A 23,816-nucleotide genomic window follows, 5' to 3' on the forward strand; every position below is an offset into this window, starting at 1 on the left:
ACCCTGAGGGTCCCGTTTTTTATTCAGGCTTTGCGCGTCAGCAACACACCACACTCCATATGATGGGTGTAGGGGAACTGATCGAACAACGCCAGCCGTGCAACCTCATGGGTTTCCGCCAGCGTGGCGAGATTGTCGCACAGCGTCTGCGGGTTGCAGGAGATATAAAGGATGCGTGGGTAGGCTTGCACCATCCGGACTGTTTCGGCGTCCAGCCCACTCCGCGGTGGATCGACAAAAATGGTCTCACACTGATAACTTTGCAGGTCGATACCTTCCAGGCGGTTAAAGCTTCGCACGCCGTTCATGGCCTGGGTAAACTCTTCCGCCGCCATGCGGATGATCTGCACGTTATCAATTTGATTGGCAGCAATATTGTACTGCGCTGCCGCCACGGAAGGTTTGGCAATTTCGGTGGCTAATACGCGACGGAAATTCCGTGCCAGCGCCAGTGAAAAGTTACCATTACCGCAATACAGCTCCAGCAGATCGCCGCGCGCGTTTTGTGTCACATCCAGCGCCCACTCCAGCATCTGAATATTCATCGCCGCATTGGGCTGGGTGAAACTGTTCTCTACCTGACGATAAATTAATTCTTTGCCCGCTACCGGCAGGCGCTCATCAATGTAATCACGATCGAGACAGATTTTGGTTTTGGTGGCGCGACCAATCAGCTGCACATCAAGTCCTGCGGCGCGCAGATCATCGCGCAACGCCGTCGCCGCCTGCTGCCAGTCCGCTTCCAGCTTACGGTGATAGAGCAGGGAAATGACGATCTGGTTGCTCAGTGTTGACAGATAATCGATCTGGAACAATTTATGGCGCAGGACGCGGTTATCACGGGCAGCATCGATCATTTTTGGCATCAGCTGGTTGATCAATTCACTGGCGGCGGGGAATTGATCAACCCGGATGCGTTGTTTGGTCTGCTGATCAAAGATGATGTGGTACAGATCGTCACCATCGTGCCAGATGCGGAATTCGGCACGCATGCGGTAGTGACTGACCGGTGAACGAAACACCTCCACCTCTGGCGCAGCAAATGGTGTCATCATCGCCTGCAAACGGCTGACTTTTTCCGCCAGTTGCGCGTCGTATTGTTCAATCGGGAGTTGTTCGGGTGTCATCTTTAATCCTGGTAATAAGCCTGCTTGCCGGGCGATTGTAGGCATTCACCTGCTGATGTCCAGCCCTGCGCGAAAGAAGATGGCTGGAAGTCTGGATTTCTGGCCTTCTTATCCGTAGACTGCGGCAGCCGGCCTCCTTGAGTTAAAAGGGAATCCAGTGTGAATCTGGAGCTGACGCGCAGCGGTAATGAATGTCGTGGTGATTGCTGATGCAGACACTGTCCTGCGGGATGGGAAGTCTTCACCATTAATGATTCTCAGCCCGAAGACCTGCCGGTGTGACGTCGCAATTCGTACGGTCATCGCGTGCTATCGATCGTATGCCTGCGGCATCCTGCTTCGTCTTTTGGATGCTATAACAATGAAAAAAACACATGCTTCGCTGTTTGCCTTCAGTGCAACGGCGGTGTCCCTCTGGGCGCAATATGGCTATGCCCAGGATGATGATACGCAAATCGTTACCGCTAACCGTTTTGCTCAGCCGGTTTCTTCTGTGCTGGCACCCACCACAGTCGTTACCCGGGAAGATATTGATCGCTGGCAGGCAAAAAGCCTCACGGATGTGATGCGTCGCCTGCCGGGGGTGGATATTGCGCAAAATGGCGGCCTCGGCCAGCAGAGTTCGATGTTTATCCGTGGCACTAATTCCAGCCATGTGCTGATTCTGATCGACGGAGTTCGTCTGAATCAGGCGGGTATCTCCGGTTCGTCCGATCTCAGCCAGATTCCGATCTCGCTGGTGCAACGCATCGAGTATATCCGTGGTGCGCGCTCGGCGGTGTATGGGTCGGATGCTATCGGCGGCGTGGTGAACATCATCACCGGTCGTGATAAACCCGGGACTACGCTGACGGCGGGTGTCGGGTCAAAAGGTTATCAAAGCTACGATGGCTCGACGCAGCAGCAACTGGGTGATGCGACCAAACTGACGCTGGCCGGTAACTATACTTACACCAAAGGCTATGATGTGGTGGCGAACCTGCCAGACATCTATGGCGATCCGGCGCAAAAAGACCGTGACGGATTTATGAGCAAGACCCTTTATGGTTCGCTGGAACATCAGTTCAGCGACCAGTTCAGCGGCTTCGTGCGGGGCTATGGCTTTGATAACCGTACCGCTTATGACGGCTACCCGACCTATGTTGAACCCAACACCTTCGTTGATACCCGTCAGCTTTACAGCCAGACATGGGACACCGGACTGCGCTTTAATCAGGGCATCTATTCTTCTCAGCTGATCGCCAGCTACAGCCACACCAAAGATTACAACTACAGTCCGCAGCTGGGTAAATATGATGCCACCGCTTCGCTGGATGATGTTCAGCAATACAACCTGCAGTGGGGCAACACGGTGCAGGTGGGGCATGGTGCTGTTAGCGGCGGCGTTGACTGGCAGAAACAAACGTCAGAACCCGGCACCAATTCCACGGTGGATGGCCAGGAACAGCGTAATACCGGCATTTATGCCACGGCTCAACAGCAGTTTGGCAGCGTAACGCTGGAAGGCGCGGTACGCGGTGATGACAACAATGCCTTTGGCTGGCACAGCACCTGGCAGAGCAGCGCCGCCTGGGAATTTGTTGATGGTTATCGTGTCTTCGCTTCTTACGCCACAGCCTATAAGGCTCCGAATCTGGCTCAGCTTTATAGCCAGACCTACGGCAACCCGAACCTGAAGCCGGAAGAAAGCAAACAGTGGGAGAGTGGTTTTGAGGGGTTAACCGGGCCGGTGAACTGGCGCGTGTCGGGCTATCGCAATGACATCGATAACCTGATTGATAGCGATCCGAGTACCTACGTTTACTACAATATCGACAAAGCGCGCATTAAAGGTGTTGAGGCTACCGCGTCTTTCGATACCGGTCCGCTGAGCCATACCATTTCTTATGATTATGTCGATGCGCGTGATGCAGAAACCAATCAGCAATTGTTGCGCCGTGCTAAGCAGCAGGTGAAATACCAGCTCGACTGGACGGTGTTCGATTTTGACTGGTCCATCACCTATCACTACCTTGGTGAGCGCTATGACAATGATTACAACCACTCCTATACTGCGCAGCGCGTTAAACTGGGCGGTGTGAGTTTATGGGATCTGGCGGTGTCGTATCCGGTCACCTCTCAGCTCACCGTTCGTGGTAGAATTGCCAACCTGTTCGATAAAGACTACGAGACAGTGTATGGCTATCAAACTCCAGGAACGGAGTATTACCTCAGCGCCAGCTACAGCTTCTGATCTGCGTCCCACCGTGCTGGTGTTTGACTCCGGCGTCGGTGGGCTCTCCGTCTATGAAGAGATTCGGCAACTCCTGCCGGATCTCCACTATCTCTACGCCTTCGATAATGAAGGTTTTCCCTACGGCGAAAAAACCGAAACCTATATCGTCGAACGCGTTATGGCGGTGGTTGAGTCCATTACGCGACGGTTTCCACTGGCGCTGGTAGTCATTGCCTGTAACTCGGCCAGCACGGTTTCTTTACCCGCATTGCGCGAAAAGTTCTCCTTCCCGGTGGTGGGTGTGGTGCCAGCCATTAAACCGGCAGCGCGCTTAACGCGTAATGGTGTTGTAGGGTTACTGGCGACGCGGGGCACAGTGAAACGCCCGTATACCCATGAGTTGGTGGCGCAGTTTGCTCGCGAATGCCAAATCAAAATGTTGGGTTCTTCAGAGCTGGTTGAACTGGCTGAAGCGAAGCTGCACGGAGAAGAAGTGCTGCTGGATGATGTGCGTCGCGTGGTACAGCCCTGGCTGCGCATGAAGGAGCCGCCGGATACGGTGGTGTTGGGTTGTACTCACTTCCCTTTACTGCGTGATGAGTTGCAGCTGGTACTGCCGGAAGGGACGCGCCTGGTGGATTCCGGTGCGGCGATTGCGCGTCGTACCGCCTGGTTACTGCAACAGGCAGAACCTACGGCACTCTCTTCTGCATCCAATATGGCATTTTGTACCCAGATGGATGAGGACGTGCTGCAATTATCAGCAGTATTGCAGCGTTATGGCTTCCCATTGCTGGAAAAACTGGCGCTTTAGCGGCTTTTCGTCGAAAAAAACAACACTCAGAAATTAAATTGCATTTAGCACTTGTCAGCCTCAAAGAACTCCCTATAATGCGCCTCCACTGACACGGCACAACGGCTTACGAAGCGCTGGGTTAAGTAGGTAGCCTTAAGTGGCAACCTTCAGAAAAGCAAAAATAAATGCTTGACTGAAAACGCGGAAAGCGTAACATACGCAACCCGCGCCACACGAGAAATGTGGCACTGCTCTTTAACAATTTATCAGACAATCTGTGTGGGCACTCGCAGGATTGATATCAAAAGTCTACGGACTTAAAAAATATCAAGTCTCAAGAGTGAACACGTAATTCATTACGAAGTTTAATTCTTTGAGCATCAAACTTTAAATTGAAGAGTTTGATCATGGCTCAGATTGAACGCTGGCGGCAGGCCTAACACATGCAAGTCGAACGGTAGCACAGGGGAGCTTGCTCCCCGGGTGACGAGTGGCGGACGGGTGAGTAATGTCTGGGGATCTGCCCGATGGAGGGGGATAACTACTGGAAACGGTAGCTAATACCGCATAACGTCGCAAGACCAAAGTGGGGGACCTTCGGGCCTCACACCATCGGATGAACCCAGATGGGATTAGCTAGTAGGTGGGGTAACGGCTCACCTAGGCGACGATCCCTAGCTGGTCTGAGAGGATGACCAGCCACACTGGAACTGAGACACGGTCCAGACTCCTACGGGAGGCAGCAGTGGGGAATATTGCACAATGGGCGCAAGCCTGATGCAGCCATGCCGCGTGTATGAAGAAGGCCTTCGGGTTGTAAAGTACTTTCAGCGGGGAGGAAGGGTGTGAAGTGAATAGCTTCATGCATTGACGTTACCCGCAGAAGAAGCACCGGCTAACTCCGTGCCAGCAGCCGCGGTAATACGGAGGGTGCAAGCGTTAATCGGAATTACTGGGCGTAAAGCGCACGCAGGCGGTCTGTCAAGTCGGATGTGAAATCCCCGGGCTTAACCTGGGAACTGCATTCGAAACTGGCAGGCTTGAGTCTCGTAGAGGGGGGTAGAATTCCAGGTGTAGCGGTGAAATGCGTAGAGATCTGGAGGAATACCGGTGGCGAAGGCGGCCCCCTGGACGAAGACTGACGCTCAGGTGCGAAAGCGTGGGGAGCAAACAGGATTAGATACCCTGGTAGTCCACGCCGTAAACGATGTCGACTTGGAGGTTGTGCCCTTGAGGCGTGGCTTCCGGAGCTAACGCGTTAAGTCGACCGCCTGGGGAGTACGGCCGCAAGGTTAAAACTCAAATGAATTGACGGGGGCCCGCACAAGCGGTGGAGCATGTGGTTTAATTCGATGCAACGCGAAGAACCTTACCTGGCCTTGACATCCACGGAATTTGGCAGAGATGCCTTAGTGCCTTCGGGAACCGTGAGACAGGTGCTGCATGGCTGTCGTCAGCTCGTGTTGTGAAATGTTGGGTTAAGTCCCGCAACGAGCGCAACCCTTATCCTTTGTTGCCAGCGATTCGGTCGGGAACTCAAAGGAGACTGCCGGTGATAAACCGGAGGAAGGTGGGGATGACGTCAAGTCATCATGGCCCTTACGGCCAGGGCTACACACGTGCTACAATGGCGCATACAAAGAGAAGCGACCTCGCGAGAGCAAGCGGACCTCATAAAGTGCGTCGTAGTCCGGATTGGAGTCTGCAACTCGACTCCATGAAGTCGGAATCGCTAGTAATCGTAGATCAGAATGCTACGGTGAATACGTTCCCGGGCCTTGTACACACCGCCCGTCACACCATGGGAGTGGGTTGCAAAAGAAGTAGGTAGCTTAACCTTCGGGAGGGCGCTTACCACTTTGTGATTCATGACTGGGGTGAAGTCGTAACAAGGTAACCGTAGGGGAACCTGCGGTTGGATCACCTCCTTACCTGAAGATACCTTCCTTCGAAGTGCTCACACAGATTGTCTGATAGAAAAGTAACGAGCAGAAAAACCTCTACAGGCTTGTAGCTCAGGTGGTTAGAGCGCACCCCTGATAAGGGTGAGGTCGGTGGTTCAAGTCCACTCAGGCCTACCAAATTTCTTCTCATGCTGCGTTATGCGCGCGGTCGTTTACCGACGTAAACTTCCCTTCCGCATGCCTTGCCTGAGCAGAAATTGCATTCTTCTTTTGTCTGAAGAATGTGAACTCGGTTGAGTGGTAGTAGTGGTCTCTGCAGTAACTGTATGGGGCTATAGCTCAGCTGGGAGAGCGCCTGCCTTGCACGCAGGAGGTCAGCGGTTCGATCCCGCTTAGCTCCACCATTACAGTACTTCAATACTTCAGAGCGTACCGGAAACGGTGTGCTGCGAAGTATTTGCTCTTTAACAATCCGGAACAAGCTGAAAATTTGAAACGACGCGTTGTTTCATTTCTCCGTAATAAGAAATGAAAGCGGCGCGTTCGAGTCTCTCAAAAGCTTGCGATTCATAAGCGTTGCAAAACGCCTGTGGGTTGTGAGGTTAAGCGACTAAGCGTACACGGTGGATGCCCTGGCAGTCAGAGGCGATGAAGGACGTGCTAATCTGCGAAAAGCGCCGGCAAGGTGATATGAACCGCAACAGCCGGCGATGTCCGAATGGGGAAACCCAGTGCACTTGTGCACTATCGTTAACTGAATACATAGGTTAACGAGGCGAACCGGGGGAACTGAAACATCTAAGTACCCCGAGGAAAAGAAATCAACCGAGATTCCCCCAGTAGCGGCGAGCGAACGGGGAACAGCCCAGGACCTGAATCAGTTTGTGTGTTAGTGGAAGCGTCTGGAAAGTCGCGCGATACAGGGTGACAGCCCCGTACACGAAAATGCACAGACTGTGAGTCCGACGAGTAGGGCGGGACACGTGGTATCCTGTCTGAATATGGGGGGACCATCCTCCAAGGCTAAATACTCCTGACTGACCGATAGTGAACCAGTACCGTGAGGGAAAGGCGAAAAGAACCCCGGCGAGGGGAGTGAAACAGAACCTGAAACCGTGTACGTACAAGCAGTGGGAGCACCCTTTTGGGTGTGACTGCGTACCTTTTGTATAATGGGTCAGCGACTTATATTCTGTAGCAAGGTTAACCGTATAGGGGAGCCGAAGGGAAACCGAGTCTTAACCGGGCGTTAAGTTGCAGGGTATAGACCCGAAACCCGGTGATCTAGCCATGGGCAGGTTGAAGGTTGGGTAACACTAACTGGAGGACCGAACCGACTAATGTTGAAAAATTAGCGGATGACCTGTGGCTGGGGGTGAAAGGCCAATCAAACCGGGAGATAGCTGGTTCTCCCCGAAAGCTATTTAGGTAGCGCCTCGTGAACTCATCTCCGGGGGTAGAGCACTGTTTCGGCTAGGGGGCCATCCCGGCTTACCAACCCGATGCAAACTGCGAATACCGGAGAATGTTATCACGGGAGACACACGGCGGGTGCTAACGTCCGTCGTGAAGAGGGAAACAACCCAGACCGCCAGCTAAGGTCCCAAAGTCATGGTTAAGTGGGAAACGATGTGGGAAGGCACAGACAGCCAGGATGTTGGCTTAGAAGCAGCCATCATTTAAAGAAAGCGTAATAGCTCACTGGTCGAGTCGGCCTGCGCGGAAGATGTAACGGGGCTAAACCATGCACCGAAGCTGCGGCAGCGACACTATGTGTTGTTGGGTAGGGGAGCGTTCTGTAAGCCGCTGAAGGTGGACTGTGAGGTCTGCTGGAGGTATCAGAAGTGCGAATGCTGACATAAGTAACGATAAAGCGGGTGAAAAGCCCGCTCGCCGGAAGACCAAGGGTTCCTGTCCAACGTTAATCGGGGCAGGGTGAGTCGACCCCTAAGGCGAGGCTGAAAAGCGTAGTCGATGGGAAACAGGTTAATATTCCTGTACTTGGTGTTACTGCGAAGGGGGGACGGAGAAGGCTAGGTTATCCGGGCGACGGTTGTCCCGGTTTAAGCGTGTAGGTGTGAAGACCAGGCAAATCCGGTCTTCTTTAACACTGAGGCGTGATGACGAGCCACTACGGTGGTGAAGTAACTGATGCCCTGCTTCCAGGAAAAGCCTCTAAGCTCCAGGTAACACGAAATCGTACCCCAAACCGACACAGGTGGTCAGGTAGAGAATACCAAGGCGCTTGAGAGAACTCGGGTGAAGGAACTAGGCAAAATGGTGCCGTAACTTCGGGAGAAGGCACGCTGGCATTAGGTGAAGGGACTTGCTCCCGGAGCTGAAGCCAGTCGAAGATACCAGCTGGCTGCAACTGTTTATTAAAAACACAGCACTGTGCAAACACGAAAGTGGACGTATACGGTGTGACGCCTGCCCGGTGCCGGAAGGTTAATTGATGGGGTTATCCGTAAGGAGAAGCTCTTGATCGAAGCCCCGGTAAACGGCGGCCGTAACTATAACGGTCCTAAGGTAGCGAAATTCCTTGTCGGGTAAGTTCCGACCTGCACGAATGGCGTAATGATGGCCAGGCTGTCTCCACCCGAGACTCAGTGAAATTGAAATCGCTGTGAAGATGCAGTGTACCCGCGGCAAGACGGAAAGACCCCGTGAACCTTTACTATAGCTTGACACTGAACATTGAGCCTTGATGTGTAGGATAGGTGGGAGGCTTTGAAGCGTGGACGCCAGTCTGCGTGGAGCCGACCTTGAAATACCACCCTTTAATGTTTGATGTTCTAACGTAGGCCCGTAATCCGGGCTGCGGACAGTGTCTGGTGGGTAGTTTGACTGGGGCGGTCTCCTCCCAAAGCGTAACGGAGGAGCACGAAGGTTGGCTAATCCTGGTCGGACATCAGGAGGTTAGTGCAATGGCATAAGCCAGCTTGACTGCGAGAGTGACGGCTCGAGCAGGTGCGAAAGCAGGTCATAGTGATCCGGTGGTTCTGAATGGAAGGGCCATCGCTCAACGGATAAAAGGTACTCCGGGGATAACAGGCTGATACCGCCCAAGAGTTCATATCGACGGCGGTGTTTGGCACCTCGATGTCGGCTCATCACATCCTGGGGCTGAAGTAGGTCCCAAGGGTACGGCTGTTCGCCGTTTAAAGTGGTACGCGAGCTGGGTTTAGAACGTCGTGAGACAGTTCGGTCCCTATCTGCCGTGGGCGCTGGAGAATTGAGGGGGGTTGCTCCTAGTACGAGAGGACCGGAGTGAACGCACCACTGGTGTTCGGGTTGTCATGCCAATGGCATTGCCCGGTAGCTAAGTGCGGAAAAGATAAGTGCTGAAAGCATCTAAGCACGAAACTTGCCCCGAGATGAGTTCTCCCTGACCCCTTGAGGGTCCTGAAGGGACGTTGAAGACGACGACGTTGATAGGCCGGATGTGTAAGTGCAGCGATGCATTGAGCTAACCGGTACTAATGACCCGTGAGGCTTAACCTTACAACGCCAGAGGCGTTTTGGTTGAGAGACCAGAGAAGATTTTCAGCTTGGTTCATCCGGATAGATTCGTGCGGCCTGAGAGGGCGGTACGGATAAACAGAATTTGCCTGGCGGCTGTAGCGCGGTGGTCCCACCTGACCCCATGCCGAACTCAGAAGTGAAACGCCGTAGCGCCGATGGTAGTGTGGGGTCTCCCCATGCGAGAGTAGGGAACTGCCAGGCATCAATTTAAGGTACTTACCTGAAAAGGTAACACCGGTTATCAGCGAGACCCCGCTGGTAATGCAGTATTCGGTGGTGCGGTAGTTCAGTCGGTTAGAATACCGGCCTGTCACGCCGGGGGTCGCGGGTTCGAGTCCCGTCCGCACCGCCACCCTCATTTAGGGGCGTAGTTCAATTGGTAGAGCACCGGTCTCCAAAACCGGGTGTTGGGGGTTCGAGTCCCTCCGCCCCTGCCAGAAAACAATCCTTTGCTTAGGCAAAGGATTTTTTTTGTTCTAAATTTAGTGGTGAAGAGAGTTGAGCTTCACCAATATCCACTCAAACCCTTCCCGTTTTATTACCTCAATGTGTCAATACCGGATATTTAAGCAGCTGCCGAATGTGCGCCTGCTGATCGCTATTCTGAAGCCATACCGCATATAACGGTCTGACAGCGACAGGTGTATCAGGAATAACCATCAGATCGCTATAAGTGCCATGCCAGAAATCAGGTAAAAATGCACAAGCACCCGTTGTATGCAGCAATTCTCGGGTAACATGCGCCGAAGTTGTTGTTAATACCGGAACGTCATCACTTGACAGATAATTTTCGTGTTGGTGAAAATCTGCTCCCCATTCCAGTTTAATGTAATCATATTTTTCACGTTTCTCAGTTTTACGTGCACGAAATAACGCGAGTGAAATGTGACCAATTTGCTGGCTGGTCAATTCATCCATCTTCGGTGCTTCCGTGGTGATCAAAAGATCAAGCTGTCGTTCATGTAGCTGCTTTACCAGCAAATGCCGTTGTGCGATTCGCGCCTCAAGATGCAGGCTTTCTCTGTTCTCATAAAGCGATTGTAGCCAGGGGGTTAGGTAAGCTTCCCAGAGTGAAGCACTGGCCCCGATAGAAAGCTCGTGATGTTGCTGTGTATGCGAAACTTCCTTCTTAGCCATCAACCAGGTGCTCATCAGGCTTTCAGCGTAGGGCAATAAACGCTCACCTGCTGAAGTCAGCCGGATGTTATTACGATGGCGAGTAAAAAGGTTAACGCCCAGCTGATTTTCCAGTTGGCGAATGCGGAAACTAACGGCAGATTGCGTGAGGTAAAGCGCTTCAGCAGCGCGCCCGAAATGACGTGTTCTGCTCACTTCGAGGAAAGTTTTCAGTAATTCCGTATCCACAGCATTCTCCCAAAAAATGTTTGTCGTGTTGATTTAAATGTTTTGTTTTACACTCTGTCAAGCCTATCTAATACTCCGCGCCATAAATAGCACGGCCATATGAGAATCAGGAGCGTGTAAAATGGCGGACAGCTTCGCAACAACGAATCGTTTCTTTGATAACAAACATTACCCTCGTGGTTTTTCGCGTCATGGTGACTTCACCATTAAAGAAGCTACGCTTCTTGAGCGCCACGGTTATGCCTTTAATGAACTGGACCTGGCAAAGCGTGAGCCGGTGACGGAAGAAGAGCGTTTATTTCTTGAAGTATGTCGTGGTATTCGTGAGCCGCAAACGGAAGCTGAACGTGTATGGTCGAAATATACCGCACGTATCAAGCGTCCTAAGCGTTTTCACACGCTTTCCGGCGGCAAGCCGCAGATGGACAGTGTCGAAGACTACAGCGACAGCGAAGACTAAGATCACGGGGCAAATGCCCCGTTTTTTATTCCAGGCTTTTGTGCAGAAAAATCATTAACCGGTCGATACTGCGATACCCCACCGCTTCCTGCAGGTGAAGACGGGTAATCTGCGTTTCTCCTGCCAGATCTGCGATAGTTCTTGCCACTTTCAGGATGCGTTGCCAGGCGCGCACTGATAACCCCAGTGAATTCAGTACTTCTTCAAGCCACTTCGCATCATCCTGAAGCAGTTCACACCAGCGCTGGATATCTGCATTAGATAAATGCGCATTCACTTTCCCGCTGCGATTGATTTGACGTTGCCGCGCCTCGAGAACACGTTGCAGCACATCGGCACTACTTTCGCTGCGCTGTTGCTTCTGGCTGAGCGTACCGTTGGGCAGAAGCGGTATTTCCAGTGACAGATCGAAGCGGTCGAGAAAGGGTCCAGAAAGACGGCTCAGATAGCGCAATATCTGCTGTGGCGTGCAGCGATTATGCGTGCCCTGATAATGGCCTGTGGGACTCGGATTCATTGCTGCAATCAATTGAAAGCGGGCAGGATAGGTCACTTTTGCCCGGGTTCGGGATATCGCGATCTCTCCGGATTCAATCGGTTCCCGCAGGGAGTCCAGAACTTTGCGTTCGAACTCCGGCAGCTCATCCAGGAACAGTACGCCATTGTGCGCCAGAGAGATTTCTCCCGGACGCGGTAAAGAGCCGCCACCAATTAAGGCATACAGCGAAGCGCTATGATGTGGGGCGCGAAACGGGCGCTTACGCCACTGACGATGGATATTGCCGCTACTGACAAGACTGGCAATGGCCGCGCACTCCAGCGCTTCCTGGTCGCTCAGTGGCGGCATGATACCGGGTAAGCGGGTGGCCAACATGGTTTTCCCGGTACCAGGTGGACCGAGCAGCAGCAGGTTGTGCCCGCCAGCCGCAGTGATCTCCAGCGCGCGGCGTCCCTGTTCCTGACCAATGATATCGCTCAGGTCCTGTGTTTCTTTGTTGATCGCTTCAGGCTGGTAGTGGGCAACGGTTAACTCTGCCTGGTTATGGAGAAATGCGCAGATTTCAAGCAGATGCTTACCAACGAGAGTCACGCCTTCGCGGATTAAACCCACATCCTGCTGATTTTGTTCAGAGAGAATCATTTGCCGGCCAGCATGCAGCGCTGCCATCGCTGCGGGAATGGCGGCCTGAACGCCACAGAGCGAGCCGTTTAGCGTTAATTCACCCAGGAATTCATATTGAGTGAGTTTGGCGTCTGGAAGCTGCTCTGAGGCAGCGAGAATCGCAATGGCGATTGGCAGGTCGTAGCGCCCACCCTCTTTGGGCAGATCAGCGGGGCCAAGATTGATCGTGACGCGCTTCGCCGGAAAGGTAAAACCGCTGTTGATGATGGCGCTGCGAACCCGTTCCCGCGCCTCTTTCACCGTTGTCTCTGGCAAACCGACCAGCGTTAAAGCGGGCAGGCCGTTACTGATATGCACTTCCACTGTCACCAGTGGTGCCTGAACGCCCAGTGCCGCGCGTGTTAAAACCCGGGATAAAGACATAACCTCTCCTTGTTAGCCCTATCCTGCGCGCTTCACATTGAGAGATCGAATCCAGATGATCAGCACTGCGCGTTTGATTCCGTTATTTCACGGTTTTTTGCAGCACGTTAAGAGATTTTGGAAGCCGCTTGCCAAATCAGAATGAAAGATTACGTCGCGGTCGTAATGAATATTTATCACGAATGTAAATAACCCTTTACTTACAAAGTGATAACTGCGACTGAAGCGCAACGTCATAAAAATTCCTGATGAAAATTATTGTCAATGCACAGATAACTATGGTAACTCTGTAGGTATTACTTCGAACAATCGAAAAAACGAACAACACATGAAAGCCCTTCTACAAGTGATTAGCCTAGTCGTGATTAGCGTGGTGGTGATTATTATCCCACCGTGCGGGGCTACGCTTGGAGAAAGAAAGGCTTAAAAATCAAGCCTGGAATTCCAAAAACCCCCGCACCGAAAGGTCCGGGGGTTTTTTTTCGACCAGGCAAAATATCAGCGAATCATCGAGGAACAGATAATGAACAGTAGCATAAAATTCTGTTGTTCCCGCAGGGATACAGGAGAATAACCATGACAGGTGCACAGTGGGTAGTTCAGACTTTACGCGCGCAGGGTGTTGAGACCGTGTTTGGATATCCTGGCGGTGCCATCATGCCAGTGTACGATGCGCTCTACGATGGCGGCGTGGAACACCTACTGTGTCGGCATGAGCAAGGTGCGGTGATGGCGGCGATTGGTTATGCGCGTGCCACAGGTAAAACCGGTGTCTGTATCGCCACCTCGGGCCCGGGGGCGACTAACCTGATCACCGGTTTAGCCGACGCGATGATGGACTCCATCCCGGTGGTGGCGATTACCGGACAGGTTGCTTCCCCATTTATCGGCACCGATGCATTCCAGGAAATCGACGTTCTCGGCTTGTCGCTGGCCTGCACCAAGCACAGTTTCCTCGTTGAATCCCTTGATGATTTACCTTCAGTGATGGCAGAAGCCTTTGCCATCGCCCAGTCAGGCCGTCCAGGCCCGGTTCTGGTTGATATCCCGAAAGACATTCAGGTTGCCAGAGGTGAGCCGACACCGCGTCTGCTGCCAGTCGAAGAAGCGCCGATCCACTCGGCACAGCAAATCGCGGAAGCGCGCGCACTGATGGCCCAGGCGAAAAAACCCATGCTGTACATCGGTGGCGGCGTGGGTATGGCGCATGCCGTTCCGGCACTGCGTGCCATGGCGATCGATACCGGCATTCCGATGGTTGCCACCCTGAAAGGTCTGGGCAGTGCTGATGCCAGCAGCGAAGTCTACCTCGGCATGCTGGGCATGCATGGCACCAAGGCGGCAAACATTGCGGTGCAGGAGTGTGACTTACTGATCGCCGTTGGCGCGCGTTTCGACGACCGCGTCACCGGTAAGCTCGATACCTTCGCGCCGCACGCCAGCGTCATCCATCTCGATATTGATCCTGCCGAGCTGAACAAACTGCGCCGTGCTCACGTTTCATTGCAGGGCGATCTGAATCAGGTGCTGCCAGCACTGAGTATGCCGCTGCAAATCGACGCGTGGCGCACCGAAGTGAAAATGCTGAAGGCTGAATTTAGCTGGCGTTACGATCATCCAGGTGAAGCGATTTACGCGCCACTGCTGCTGAAGCAACTTTCCGATCGCAAAGCGGCCAGCGCCGTGGTTACCACCGACGTTGGGCAGCATCAGATGTGGGCTGCACAGCATATGTCGTTCAGCGCGCCGGAAAATTTTATTACTTCCAGCGGCCTCGGCACCATGGGCTTTGGCCTGCCAGCAGCGATAGGCGCTCAGGTCGCCCGCCCGGACGATACGGTGATCTGCGTATCCGGCGACGGCTCCATCATGATGAACATCCAGGAGCTGGGCACCATCAAGCGCGGCAAACTGCCAGTGAAAATCCTGCTGCTGGATAACCAACGGCTTGGCATGGTGCGCCAGTGGCAACAGCTGTTCTTTGATGGTCGCTACAGCGAAACCATCCTGACTGATAACCCCGATTTCCTGACGCTGGCCAGCGCGTTTGATATCCCCGGCCAGCGTATTACTCGTAAAGATCAGGTCGACGCCGCCCTTGATGCTCTGCTGAACAGTGAAGGTCCTTACTTCCTGCATGTTTCGATTGATGAGCATGAAAACGTCTGGCCATTGGTGCCACCAGGTGCCAGCAACGCAAACATGATGGAGAAAACCGCATGAACCAGCATCAATTGTCTATCGAGGCCCGCTTCCGCCCTGAAATATTGGAACGCATTTTGCGCGTCGTGCGCCACCGTGGTTTCCAGGTGTGCGCCATGAACATGGCATCAGCCGCTAATACGGAAAACATTAATATTGAAATGACCGTTGCCAGCCAGCGCTCAGTCGATTTACTGTCTTCGCAGTTAAGTAAACTGATGGATGTCGCTTGCGTCCAAATCCAACAACAGACAACACAACAAATCCGTGCCTAGTCGCGAAAGGAAATAACAATGAGTACGAAGAAAGCAGACTTTATTTGGTTCAATGGGGAGATGGTTAAGTGGGAAGACGCCAAGGTTAGCGTCATGTCTCACGCGTTGCATTACGGTACTTCTGTGTTTGAGGGCGTACGTTGCTACGACTCTCACAAAGGCCCGGTGGTGTTCCGTCATCGCGAACACATGCAGCGTCTGCACGACTCCGCCAAAATCTACCGCTTCCCGATCGAGGCCAGCGTAGATGAGCTGATGGAAGCCTGCCGCGAAGTGCTGCGCGTCAATAAACTGAAAAGCGCCTACATCCGTCCGCTGGCTTTCGTGGGCGACGTGGGCCTGGGTGTGAACCCGCCAGATGGCTACACCACCGATGTGATCATCGCCGCGTTCCCGTGGGGTGCTTACCTGGGTGCCGAAGCGCTGGAGCAGGGCATCGACGCGATGGTGTCTTCCTGGAACCGCGTGGCACCGAACACCCTGCCGACTGCGGCAAAAGCCGGTGGTAACTACCTGTCTTCTCTGCTGGTAGGTAGCGAAGCGCGCCGCCACGGTTATCAGGAAGGTATCGCTCTCGACACCAACGGCTATATTTCAGAAGGGGCCGGTGAAAACCTGTTCGAAGTGAAAGATGGCATCCTGTTCACGCCGCCGTTCACCTCTTCTGCGCTGCCTGGCATCACCCGTGACGCCATCATCAAACTGGCAAAAGACATGGGTATCGAAGTTCGCGAGCAGGTACTGTCACGCGAATCACTGTACCTGGCTGACGAAGTGTTCATGTCTGGTACTGCAGCGGAAATCACCCCGGTACGTAGCGTAGACGGTATCCAGGTTGGCGCAGGCAAATGCGGTCCGGTGACCAAACGCATTCAGCAGGCGTTCTTTGGCCTGTTCACCGGCGAAACTGAAGACAAATGGGGCTGGCTGGATCCGGTTAACGCATAACAAGACTTTGCGCGGGCGTTCAGGCGTCCGCGTGCCCTTTCTTACTGGAGTAAATAGAGCATGCCTAAGTACCGTTCCGCCACCACCACCCATGGCCGTAACATGGCGGGTGCCCGTGCCTTGTGGCGCGCGACAGGAATGACCGACGCCGATTTCGGTAAGCCGATTATCGCCGTGGTCAACTCATTCACCCAATTCGTGCCAGGCCACGTCCACCTGCGCGATCTCGGCAAACTGGTCGCTGAACAAATTGAAGCGGCTGGTGGTGTGGCTAAAGAGTTCAACACCATTGCAGTGGATGACGGTATCGCCATGGGTCATGGCGGCATGCTGTATTCACTGCCTTCGCGCGAGCTGATTGCTGACTCCGTCGAGTACATGGTTAACGCCCACTGTGCCGATGCGATGGTCTGCATCTCCAACTGCGACAAAATCACCCCCGGCATGCTGATGGCTTCACTGCGCCTCAACATCCCGGTGATCTTTGTTTCCGGCGGCCCGATGGAAGCGGGTAAAACCAAACTGTCTGACAAAATCATCAAGCTGGATCTGGTGGATGCGATGATTCAGGGTGCCAACCCGAACGTCAGCGACGCCGACAGCGAGCAAATCGAGCGTTCCGCCTGTCCGACCTGTGGTTCCTGTTCCGGTATGTTCACCGCCAACTCGATGAACTGCCTGACCGAAGCGCTGGGTCTGTCGCAGCCGGGTAACGGTTCGCTGCTGGCGACCCACGCCGACCGCAAAGATCTGTTTATCAATGCCGGTAAGCGCATCGTTAACCTGACCAAACAATATTACGAGCAGGATGATGAGCGCCTACTGCCGCGCAACATCGCCAGCAAAGCGGCATTTGAAAACGCCATGACGCTGGATATCGCCATGGGCGGTTCCACCAACACCGTACTGCACCTGCTGGCCGCAGCGCAGGAAGGCGAGATCGATTTCAACATCTCCGATATCGACCGTCTGTCGCGCAAAGTGCCGCATCTGTGCAAAGTGGCACCGAGCACCCAGAAATATCACATGGAAGACGTACACCGTGCGGGTGGCGTTATCGGTATCCTCGGCGAGCTGGATCGTGCCGGTCTGCTGCACACCGACGTGCGCAACGTACTGGGTCTGAACCTGCGCGAGACGCTGGACCAGTACGACATCATGCTGACCAAGGACGAAGCGGTGAAAAAGATGTTCCGCGCCGGCCCGGCAGGTATCCGTACCACCCAGGCCTTCTCGCAGGATTGCCGCTGGGACACGCTGGATGATGACCGTCAGGAAGGCTGTATCCGTACCCGCGAGTTTGCGTTCTCGCAGGATGGTGGCCTGGCAGTCCTGTACGGCAACCTGGCGGAAGACGGTTGTATCGTGAAAACCGCAGGCGTGGATAAAGAAATCCTCACCTTCAAAGGTCCGGCCAAAGTATACGAAAGCCAGGATGATGCGGTGGAAGCCATCCTCGGCGGTAAAGTTGTCGCTGGCGATGTGGTCGTCATTCGCTACGAAGGGCCGAAAGGCGGGCCGGGCATGCAGGAAATGCTGTATCCGACCACCTACCTGAAATCGATGGGTCTCGGCAAAAGCTGTGCACTGATCACCGATGGTCGTTTCTCTGGCGGTACTTCAGGTCTGTCCATTGGTCACGCGTCACCGGAAGCTGGCAGCGGCGGCACCATCGCGCTGGTGAAAGATGGCGACATCATCGAAATCGACATCCCGAACCGTGGCATCAAGCTGGCGGTGCCGGACAACGAACTGCACGCCCGTCGTGAAGAGGAAGAAGCGCGTGGCGATGAGGCGTATACGCCGCATGGCCGTGAGCGTCAGGTTTCCTTCGCGCTGCGTGCTTACGCATCACTCGCGACCAGCGCTGACAAAGGCGCGGTGCGCGATAAGTCCAAGCTGGGAGGCTAACAGATGGCTGAGTCTCAACCGCTACCCGCGGCGCCCTGCGGCGCGGAGTATTTGCGCGCGGTATTGCGTTCACCGGTGTATGAAATCGCCCAGGTGACGCCGTTACAGAAAATGGAAAAAATTTCATCGCGTCTTGGCAACACCATTCTGGTGAAACGTGAAGATCGTCAGCCGGTGCACAGCTTTAAGCTGCGTGGGGCTTACGCGATGATTGCCGGGCTGAACGAAGAGCAAAAAGCGCGCGGCGTGGTGACGGCATCGGCCGGTAACCATGCGCAGGGCGTGGCGCTCTCGGCCAGCCGGCTTGGCATCAAATCACTGATTGTGATGCCGCTGGCCACGGCAGATATCAAGGTTGATGCAGTGCGCGCATTTGGCGGTGAGGCTTACCTCTATGGAGCCAACTTCGACGAGGCGAAAGCCAAGGCGATTGAACTGGCGGAGCAGCAGGGTTACACCTTCGTGCCACCGTTTGACCATCCGGCGGTGATCGCCGGACAGGGGACGCTGGCGATGGAACTGCTGCAACAGGATGCGCATCTTGATCGCGTGTTCGTGCCAGTGGGCGGCGGCGGTCTGGCGGCGGGTGTGGCGGTGTTGATCAAGCAGCTGATGCCGCAGATCAAAGTGATCGCCGTCGAGTCCGAAGATTCTGCCTGCCTGAAAGCGGCGCTGGATGCCGGTCATCCGGTCGATCTGGCGCGTGTGGGCTTGTTTGCTGAAGGCGTGGCGGTGAAGCGTATCGGCGACGAAACCTTCCGTCTGTGCCAGGAATATATCGACGACATCATCACCGTGGATAGCGATGCCATCTGCGCGGCGGTCAAGGATTTGTTTGAAGATGTGCGTGCGGTGGCGGAGCCTTCCGGGGCACTGGCGCTGGCCGGGATGAAGAAATACATCCAGCAGCACGACATCAAAGGCGAACGTCTGGCGCACGTCCTCTCCGGGGCGAACGTGAATTTCCACGGTCTGCGCTACGTCTCCGAGCGTTGCGAACTGGGCGAGCAGCGTGAAGCGCTGCTGGCGGTAACCATTCCTGAGCAGCAGGGCAGCTTCCTGAAGTTTTGCCAGACGCTGGGTGGCCGGTCAGTGACCGAGTTCAACTATCGTTACGCGGATGCCGACAACGCCTGCATCTTCGTCGGCGTGCGTTTAACGCGCGGGCTGGAGGAGCGCAGTGAAATCATCAGCCAGCTGACGCAGGGTGGCTATAACGTGGTGGATTTGTCCGACGATGAGATGGCCAAGCTGCACGTGCGCTACATGGTGGGTGGTCGTCCCTCCAAACCGCTGCGTGAACGTCTGTTCAGCTTTGAATTCCCGGAAGCACCCGGCGCGTTGCTGAAGTTCCTGCAAACGCTGGGTACGCACTGGAATATCTCGCTGTTCCACTATCGCAGCCACGGTACGGATTACGGTCGTGTACTGGCGGCGTTTGAGCTGGGTGAGGATGAGCCGCGCTTTGAGGAGCATCTCATGGCGCTGGGTTATGACTTCCACGATGAAGTCAATAACCCGGCGTTCCGCTTCTTCCTCGCGGGTCAGTAATTACAGCAGGTTCCAGAAAGCATTAATAAGCGGCTCCCCGAGCCGCTTTTTTTGTACGCACACGCCCAGTTCCAGTGGCGCAACTGACTCGACATTCTCCAGCACCAGCACGCGATTACGCACCGGCTCCGGGCTGTTTTCCAGCACCACATCCGGCAGCAGCGCAATGCCACAGCCCAGCGCCACCATCGACACAATCGCTTCATGGCCCGATACCGTGGCATAAATCAGCGGATTGGGGATACGGCGGCGGCGGAACCACAAATCAATGCCACGTCGCGCAGGCCCTTGTTCCGGCAGGATAAACGGAATCAGGGACCAGTCAGGCTCGTCCTGGGTCGCCTGGCTGCGGACCGGACAAGGTAGCGCCGGGGCAATCAGCACCAGCGGAATCAGCCCAAGTGGCGTAAAATCTATGCTGGCAGGCAGCGATTCAGGACGACCGGCAATCGCCAGGTCGGCCTCACCGGACTGCACCATCTCGATCGCATCAGCGGCATCGCCGGTCGTCAGTTTAATTTCCACCTGCGGATGTTCGGCACGAAAGCGATCGAGAATCGGTGGCAAATGGCTATATGCTGCCGTCACCGAACAGAACAGGCGCAGCTCGCCACTGAGAGACGGACCGTTCAGGTCCATCACATGACGCAGTTGCTGATATTGCAGCAGGGTTTGCTGAGCAAACTGACGCAGCCGTTCACCGGCTTCGGTCAGCGTCACAGTGCGGTTATCACGCAGAAACAGCGCGTGGCCGACATCCTCTTCCAGCCGCTGGATCTGGCGCGACAAGGTGGACGGACTCACATGCATGGCACGCGCCGTGCGGCCAAAGTGGCAACTTTCGGCCAGATGGAGGAAGAGTTTCAGGTCTCGTAAATCCATGCGCGGGTAACCTCAAAGTAATATTGCAAATCCTGCAATGTGGCGTTGTTAATATATCAATTTAAGCAACAGATTTCCTGTCATATGATGGGGTCATTCGCGGCGCTACTGATGACGTCGTTACTGAACAAAGCAAACACAACATCTAACCGGAGTACCCATGGCTAACTACTTCAACACATTGAATCTGCGCAACCAGTTAGCGCAGTTAGGCAAATGTCGTTTCATGGCTCGCGATGAATTCGCGGATGGCGCAAGCTTCCTGAAAGGGAAAAAAGTGGTCATCGTTGGCTGTGGCGCTCAGGGCCTGAACCAGGGTCTGAACATGCGTGACTCTGGCCTGGATGTGTCTTACGCGCTGCGTGCTGAAGCGATTGCTGAGAAACGTGCCTCTTTCCGCAAAGCGACCGATAACGGCTTCAAAGTGGGTACTTACGAAGAGCTGATCCCGCAGGCGGACCTGGTCGTTAACCTGACGCCGGACAAACAGCACTCTGCAGTCGTTCAGGCAGTACAGCCGATGATGAAAGACGGTGCAGCGCTGGGCTACTCACACGGTTTCAACATCGTTGAAGTGGGCGAAACTATCCGTAAAGACATCACCGTGGTGATGGTTGCACCGAAGTGCCCAGGTACTGAAGTTCGTGAAGAATATAAGCGTGGTTTCGGTGTGCCGACTCTGATCGCGGTTCACCCGGAAAACGATCCGAAAGGCGAAGGCATGGCGATTGCGAAAGCCTGGGCTTCTGCCACCGGTGGTGACCGTGCGGGCGTGCTGGAATCTTCTTTCGTTGCAGAAGTGAAATCTGACCTGATGGGTGAGCAGACCATTCTGTGCGGCATGCTGCAGGCAGGTTCTCTGCTGTGCTTCGACAAGCTGGTGGCTGAAGGTCACGATGCGGCTTATGTTGAGAAACTGATTCAGTTCGGCTGGGAAACCATCACCGAGTCACTGAAGTTCGGCGGCATCACCCTGATGATGGATCGCCTGTCTAACCCGGCCAAAATCCGTGCTTATGCGCTGTCTGAGCAGCTGAAAGGCATCATGGCTCCGCTGTTCCAGAAGCACATGGATGACATCATCTCCGGTGAATTCTCTTCTGGCATGATGGCTGACTGGGCTAACGACGACAAAAACCTGCTGACCTGGCGTGAAGAGACCGGTAAAACCGCGTTCGAAACAGCAGCACAGTTCGAAGGTAAAATCGAAGAGCAGGAATACTACGACAAAGGCGTTCTGATGGTTGCGATGGTTAAAGCGGGCGTTGAGCTGGCGTTTGAAACCATGATCGACGCAGGCATCATCGAAGAGTCAGCTTACTACGAATCACTGCATGAGCTGCCGCTGATCGCTAACACCATCGCACGTAAGCGTCTGTATGAAATGAATGTGGTGATCTCTGATACCGCAGAATACGGCAACTACCTGTTCTCCTTCGCGGCAGTTCCGCTGCTGAAAGAGTTCATGACCACTCTGCAACCGGGCGACCTGGGTAAAGCAGTGGAAGGCACTCAGGTAGACAACGCGCAGCTGCGTGATGTTAACGAAGCGATTCGTCAGCATCCGATCGAAGCAGTTGGCCGCAAACTGCGTGGCTACATGACTGATATGAAACGTATCGCGGTTGCCGGTTAATCGGTACGCAACACAGTTTTCAGCAACGAAAAACCCCGGCTCGCCGGGGTTTTTTATTGCCTAAAACCGCATCAAACCGCTTCGTACAGTGTCTGCCTGCTGGTCTCTTTACAGGCAATCAGCGCAATCAGTGTCAATGCCGCCATCGAAGCCAGATAGAAACCGACCGCCTGCAAACCATAGTTAGCGTTCAGCCAGGTGGCGATATAAGGCGCAACGGAGGCACCCAGAATCGACGACAGGTTATACGAGAAGGAAGCACCGGTATAACGCACTTCGGTCGGGAACAGTTCCGGCAGCAGCGCACCCATCGGGCCAAATGTCAGGCCCATAATACTCAGGCCGAGCAGCAGGAAGCCCATCACCAGCACCTGAGAACCAGAACCAAGCAGTGCCGGGAACATAAAGGCAAAGGCGATAATCATCAGGGTAATGGTGATCATGGTTTTGCGACGACCAAAACGGTCTGCCAGCAGGCCAGCAATCGGCACCATCACACCAAAACCAATCACCGCCACCATCAGCATCCACAGGAAGCTGTTACGTGAATAACCGAGGCCCACCGGCGCAGGTGCGGTGCCGTAGCTCATGGAGTACACGGTCATGATATAGAACAGCGTATAAGTGGCGAGCATGATAAAGGTGCCGAGAATGGTGGCAAGCCAATGCTTGCTCAGCAGCGTGCCAATCGGTACACGTACCTGTTTTTTCTCTTTCTTAACTTTGGCAAACACCGGGCTTTCGTTCAGCGAGACACGCACATACAGGCCAATAATCACCAGCACCGCAGAGAGAATGAAGGGTACGCGCCAGCCCCACTGCATGAACTGTTCGTCTGTCAGCAGCCAGGAGAGCAGCAGGAAAGTCCCGTTAGCGAAGAAGAAGCCAATCGGTGCACCCAGCTGTGGGAACGAACCGTAAAGGGCACGTTTTTTTGCCGGGGCATTTTCGGTCGCCAGCAGCGCTGCGCCACCCCATTCACCACCCAGGCCCAGACCCTGACCAAAACGCGCCAGTGCCAGCAGCAGCGGTGCGGCCACGCCAATGGTCTGATAACCTGGCAGCAGGCCGATCACCACGGTAGAAACCCCCATGGTCAGCAGTGAAGCCACCAGGGTTGCCTTACGGCCCACACGGTCACCAAAGTGGCCAAACACGGCAGAACCGATCGGACGCGCCACAAACGCAATGGCGAAGGTTGCCAGCGACTGGAGCGTTGCGACTGTGGCATCGCCCTGTGGGAAGAAAATATGGGGAAAAACAATAACCGCCGCAGTGGCGTAAATATAAAAATCGAAAAATTCGATGGCGGTGCCGACAAGAGACGCAACGACCACTTTGCCGCGAGAATTGACCGGCGTGTCGTCTTGTTTTTTGTCGATTGATTCGGTGATGGAGGCTTGCATAACTGTTTCTTAATTGTAAATAGAAACAAAGAATCTTACGCACCTGTATTGCGTCATTCAATGGCGA

The 23,816-nt window shown here is 54.3% G+C and carries 15 protein-coding genes, 4 tRNA genes, 3 rRNA genes and 1 riboswitch; of the genes, 17 read left to right on the forward strand and 5 right to left on the reverse strand.

Going from position 1 to position 23,816, the window contains the following annotated elements; all coding sequences use genetic code 11:
• Positions 1-23: 23 nt before the first annotated feature.
• Positions 24-1,127 carry a tRNA (uridine(54)-C5)-methyltransferase TrmA gene (gene trmA / locus RCF31_RS13680; RefSeq protein ID WP_416411178.1) on the reverse strand — a complete coding sequence of 368 codons (1,104 nt, stop codon included), beginning with the start codon at positions 1,125-1,127 and terminating at the stop codon, positions 24-26.
• Between the two features lie 112 nt (positions 1,128-1,239).
• Positions 1,240-1,420: riboswitch (cobalamin riboswitch) on the forward strand.
• 68 nt (positions 1,421-1,488) lie between these two features.
• Between trmA and btuB the strand changes: the two genes are divergently transcribed.
• The 9 genes from btuB (at position 1,489) to RCF31_RS13725 (ending at position 10,004) form a co-directional block, all read left to right on the forward strand.
• Entirely contained in the window at positions 1,489-3,360 is a 1,872-nt protein-coding gene (btuB, locus tag RCF31_RS13685) for a TonB-dependent vitamin B12 receptor BtuB (RefSeq protein ID WP_313688579.1), read from the forward strand.
• Positions 3,305-4,156, forward strand: coding sequence for a glutamate racemase (murI, locus tag RCF31_RS13690; RefSeq protein WP_416411179.1), 852 nt, complete (start codon positions 3,305-3,307; stop codon positions 4,154-4,156). The genes btuB and murI overlap by 56 nt, the downstream gene beginning before the upstream one ends.
• Positions 4,157-4,527: 371 nt before the next feature.
• Positions 4,528-6,069 (forward strand): 16S ribosomal RNA (locus RCF31_RS13695).
• Positions 6,070-6,142: 73 nt separating this feature from the next.
• Positions 6,143-6,219 (forward strand) — tRNA-Ile (locus tag RCF31_RS13700).
• Between the two features lie 151 nt (positions 6,220-6,370).
• A tRNA-Ala gene (locus RCF31_RS13705) sits at positions 6,371-6,446 on the forward strand.
• Positions 6,447-6,642: 196 nt separating this feature from the next.
• Positions 6,643-9,546: ribosomal RNA gene (locus RCF31_RS13710) — 23S ribosomal RNA — on the forward strand.
• 106 nt (positions 9,547-9,652) lie between these two features.
• Positions 9,653-9,768, forward strand: a 5S ribosomal RNA gene (rrf, locus tag RCF31_RS13715).
• Together the 16S, 23S and 5S rRNA genes with 4 tRNA genes alongside form the textbook arrangement of a ribosomal RNA operon.
• Positions 9,769-9,842: 74 nt before the next feature.
• Positions 9,843-9,919 (forward strand) — tRNA-Asp (locus tag RCF31_RS13720).
• A 9-nt stretch (positions 9,920-9,928) separates the two neighbouring features.
• Positions 9,929-10,004: transfer RNA gene (locus RCF31_RS13725), tRNA-Trp, on the forward strand.
• Between the two features lie 106 nt (positions 10,005-10,110).
• Here the strand turns inward: RCF31_RS13725 and hdfR are convergent.
• Positions 10,111-10,932 (reverse strand): HTH-type transcriptional regulator HdfR, encoded by an 822-nt coding sequence (gene hdfR, locus RCF31_RS13730; protein WP_299448435.1) that lies wholly within the window; start codon positions 10,930-10,932, stop codon positions 10,111-10,113.
• Positions 10,933-11,053: 121 nt separating this feature from the next.
• Between hdfR and RCF31_RS13735 the strand changes: the two genes are divergently transcribed.
• Positions 11,054-11,392 carry a DUF413 domain-containing protein gene (locus tag RCF31_RS13735; protein ID WP_084877814.1) on the forward strand — a complete coding sequence of 113 codons (339 nt, stop codon included), beginning with the start codon at positions 11,054-11,056 and terminating at the stop codon, positions 11,390-11,392.
• Between the two features lie 25 nt (positions 11,393-11,417).
• Here the strand turns inward: RCF31_RS13735 and RCF31_RS13740 are convergent, their stop codons facing one another.
• Positions 11,418-12,938: a YifB family Mg chelatase-like AAA ATPase gene (locus RCF31_RS13740; RefSeq protein WP_299448431.1), complete on the reverse strand. Its 1,521-nt coding sequence runs from the start codon at positions 12,936-12,938 to the stop codon at positions 11,418-11,420.
• Between the two features lie 328 nt (positions 12,939-13,266).
• Here RCF31_RS13740 and ilvL point away from each other — a divergent pair, with 328 nt between their 5' ends.
• The 6 genes from ilvL to ilvA all read left to right on the forward strand — a co-directional run bounded on the left by ilvL (position 13,267) and on the right by ilvA (position 19,825).
• The gene (ilvL, locus tag RCF31_RS13745; protein WP_071783595.1) at positions 13,267-13,365 is read left to right on the forward strand and encodes an ilv operon leader peptide; all 99 of its coding nucleotides are present in this window, start codon (positions 13,267-13,269) and stop codon (positions 13,363-13,365) included.
• Between the two features lie 149 nt (positions 13,366-13,514).
• Positions 13,515-15,161 (forward strand): acetolactate synthase 2 catalytic subunit, encoded by a 1,647-nt coding sequence (ilvG, locus tag RCF31_RS13750; RefSeq protein ID WP_416411180.1) that lies wholly within the window; start codon positions 13,515-13,517, stop codon positions 15,159-15,161.
• A complete protein-coding gene (ilvM, locus tag RCF31_RS13755; RefSeq protein ID WP_208716873.1) occupies positions 15,158-15,415 on the forward strand; it encodes an acetolactate synthase 2 small subunit in 258 nt (85 codons plus the stop codon). Before ilvG ends, ilvM begins: the two co-directional genes overlap by 4 nt.
• Positions 15,416-15,433: 18 nt before the next feature.
• On the forward strand, positions 15,434-16,363 hold the full coding sequence (gene ilvE / locus RCF31_RS13760) for a branched-chain-amino-acid transaminase (RefSeq protein WP_299448424.1): 930 nt from the start codon (positions 15,434-15,436) through the stop codon (positions 16,361-16,363).
• 60 nt (positions 16,364-16,423) lie between these two features.
• Complete coding sequence (ilvD, locus tag RCF31_RS13765; RefSeq protein WP_416411181.1) at positions 16,424-18,274, forward strand: dihydroxy-acid dehydratase; 1,851 nt, start codon at positions 16,424-16,426, stop codon at positions 18,272-18,274.
• A 3-nt stretch (positions 18,275-18,277) separates the two neighbouring features.
• Complete coding sequence (gene ilvA / locus RCF31_RS13770; protein WP_299448420.1) at positions 18,278-19,825, forward strand: threonine ammonia-lyase, biosynthetic; 1,548 nt, start codon at positions 18,278-18,280, stop codon at positions 19,823-19,825.
• Here ilvA and ilvY read toward each other — a convergent pair whose 3' ends face one another.
• Positions 19,826-20,707, reverse strand: a complete 882-nt coding sequence (gene ilvY / locus RCF31_RS13775) for an HTH-type transcriptional activator IlvY (protein WP_084877799.1) — start codon at positions 20,705-20,707, stop codon at positions 19,826-19,828. It abuts the gene before it with no gap.
• 160 nt (positions 20,708-20,867) lie between these two features.
• Between ilvY and ilvC the strand changes: the two genes are divergently transcribed.
• Positions 20,868-22,343 (forward strand): ketol-acid reductoisomerase, encoded by a 1,476-nt coding sequence (ilvC, locus tag RCF31_RS13780; RefSeq protein ID WP_313686761.1) that lies wholly within the window; start codon positions 20,868-20,870, stop codon positions 22,341-22,343.
• 71 nt (positions 22,344-22,414) lie between these two features.
• Here ilvC and RCF31_RS13785 read toward each other — a convergent pair whose 3' ends face one another.
• Positions 22,415-23,749: an MFS transporter gene (locus RCF31_RS13785; protein ID WP_299448415.1), complete on the reverse strand. Its 1,335-nt coding sequence runs from the start codon at positions 23,747-23,749 to the stop codon at positions 22,415-22,417.
• Between the last annotated feature and the right edge of the window lie 67 nt (positions 23,750-23,816).

The sequence above is a fragment of the Pantoea sp. App145 genome (genome assembly GCF_047947045.1).
Classification (GTDB): domain Bacteria; phylum Pseudomonadota; class Gammaproteobacteria; order Enterobacterales; family Enterobacteriaceae; genus Pantoea.

Bases quoted from the DNA above. Each gene is read 5' to 3' on its own strand.
- ilvY (WP_084877799.1), bottom strand. From the start codon at position 20,707: ATGGATTTACGAGACCTGAAACTCTTCCTCCATCTGGCCGAAAGTTGC.
- ilvD (WP_416411181.1), top strand. From the start codon at position 16,424: ATGCCTAAGTACCGTTCCGCCACCACCACCCATGGCCGTAACATGGCG.
- ilvL (WP_071783595.1), top strand. From the start codon at position 13,267: ATGAAAGCCCTTCTACAAGTGATTAGCCTAGTCGTGATTAGCGTGGTG.
- btuB (WP_313688579.1), top strand. From the start codon at position 1,489: ATGAAAAAAACACATGCTTCGCTGTTTGCCTTCAGTGCAACGGCGGTG.
- trmA (WP_416411178.1), bottom strand. From the start codon at position 1,127: ATGACACCCGAACAACTCCCGATTGAACAATACGACGCGCAACTGGCG.
- RCF31_RS13785 (WP_299448415.1), bottom strand. From the start codon at position 23,749: ATGCAAGCCTCCATCACCGAATCAATCGACAAAAAACAAGACGACACG.
- ilvA (WP_299448420.1), top strand. From the start codon at position 18,278: ATGGCTGAGTCTCAACCGCTACCCGCGGCGCCCTGCGGCGCGGAGTAT.
- ilvG (WP_416411180.1), top strand. From the start codon at position 13,515: ATGACAGGTGCACAGTGGGTAGTTCAGACTTTACGCGCGCAGGGTGTT.
- ilvC (WP_313686761.1), top strand. From the start codon at position 20,868: ATGGCTAACTACTTCAACACATTGAATCTGCGCAACCAGTTAGCGCAG.
- ilvE (WP_299448424.1), top strand. From the start codon at position 15,434: ATGAGTACGAAGAAAGCAGACTTTATTTGGTTCAATGGGGAGATGGTT.
- RCF31_RS13740 (WP_299448431.1), bottom strand. From the start codon at position 12,938: ATGTCTTTATCCCGGGTTTTAACACGCGCGGCACTGGGCGTTCAGGCA.
- murI (WP_416411179.1), top strand. From the start codon at position 3,305: ATGGCTATCAAACTCCAGGAACGGAGTATTACCTCAGCGCCAGCTACA.
- RCF31_RS13735 (WP_084877814.1), top strand. From the start codon at position 11,054: ATGGCGGACAGCTTCGCAACAACGAATCGTTTCTTTGATAACAAACAT.
- ilvM (WP_208716873.1), top strand. From the start codon at position 15,158: ATGAACCAGCATCAATTGTCTATCGAGGCCCGCTTCCGCCCTGAAATA.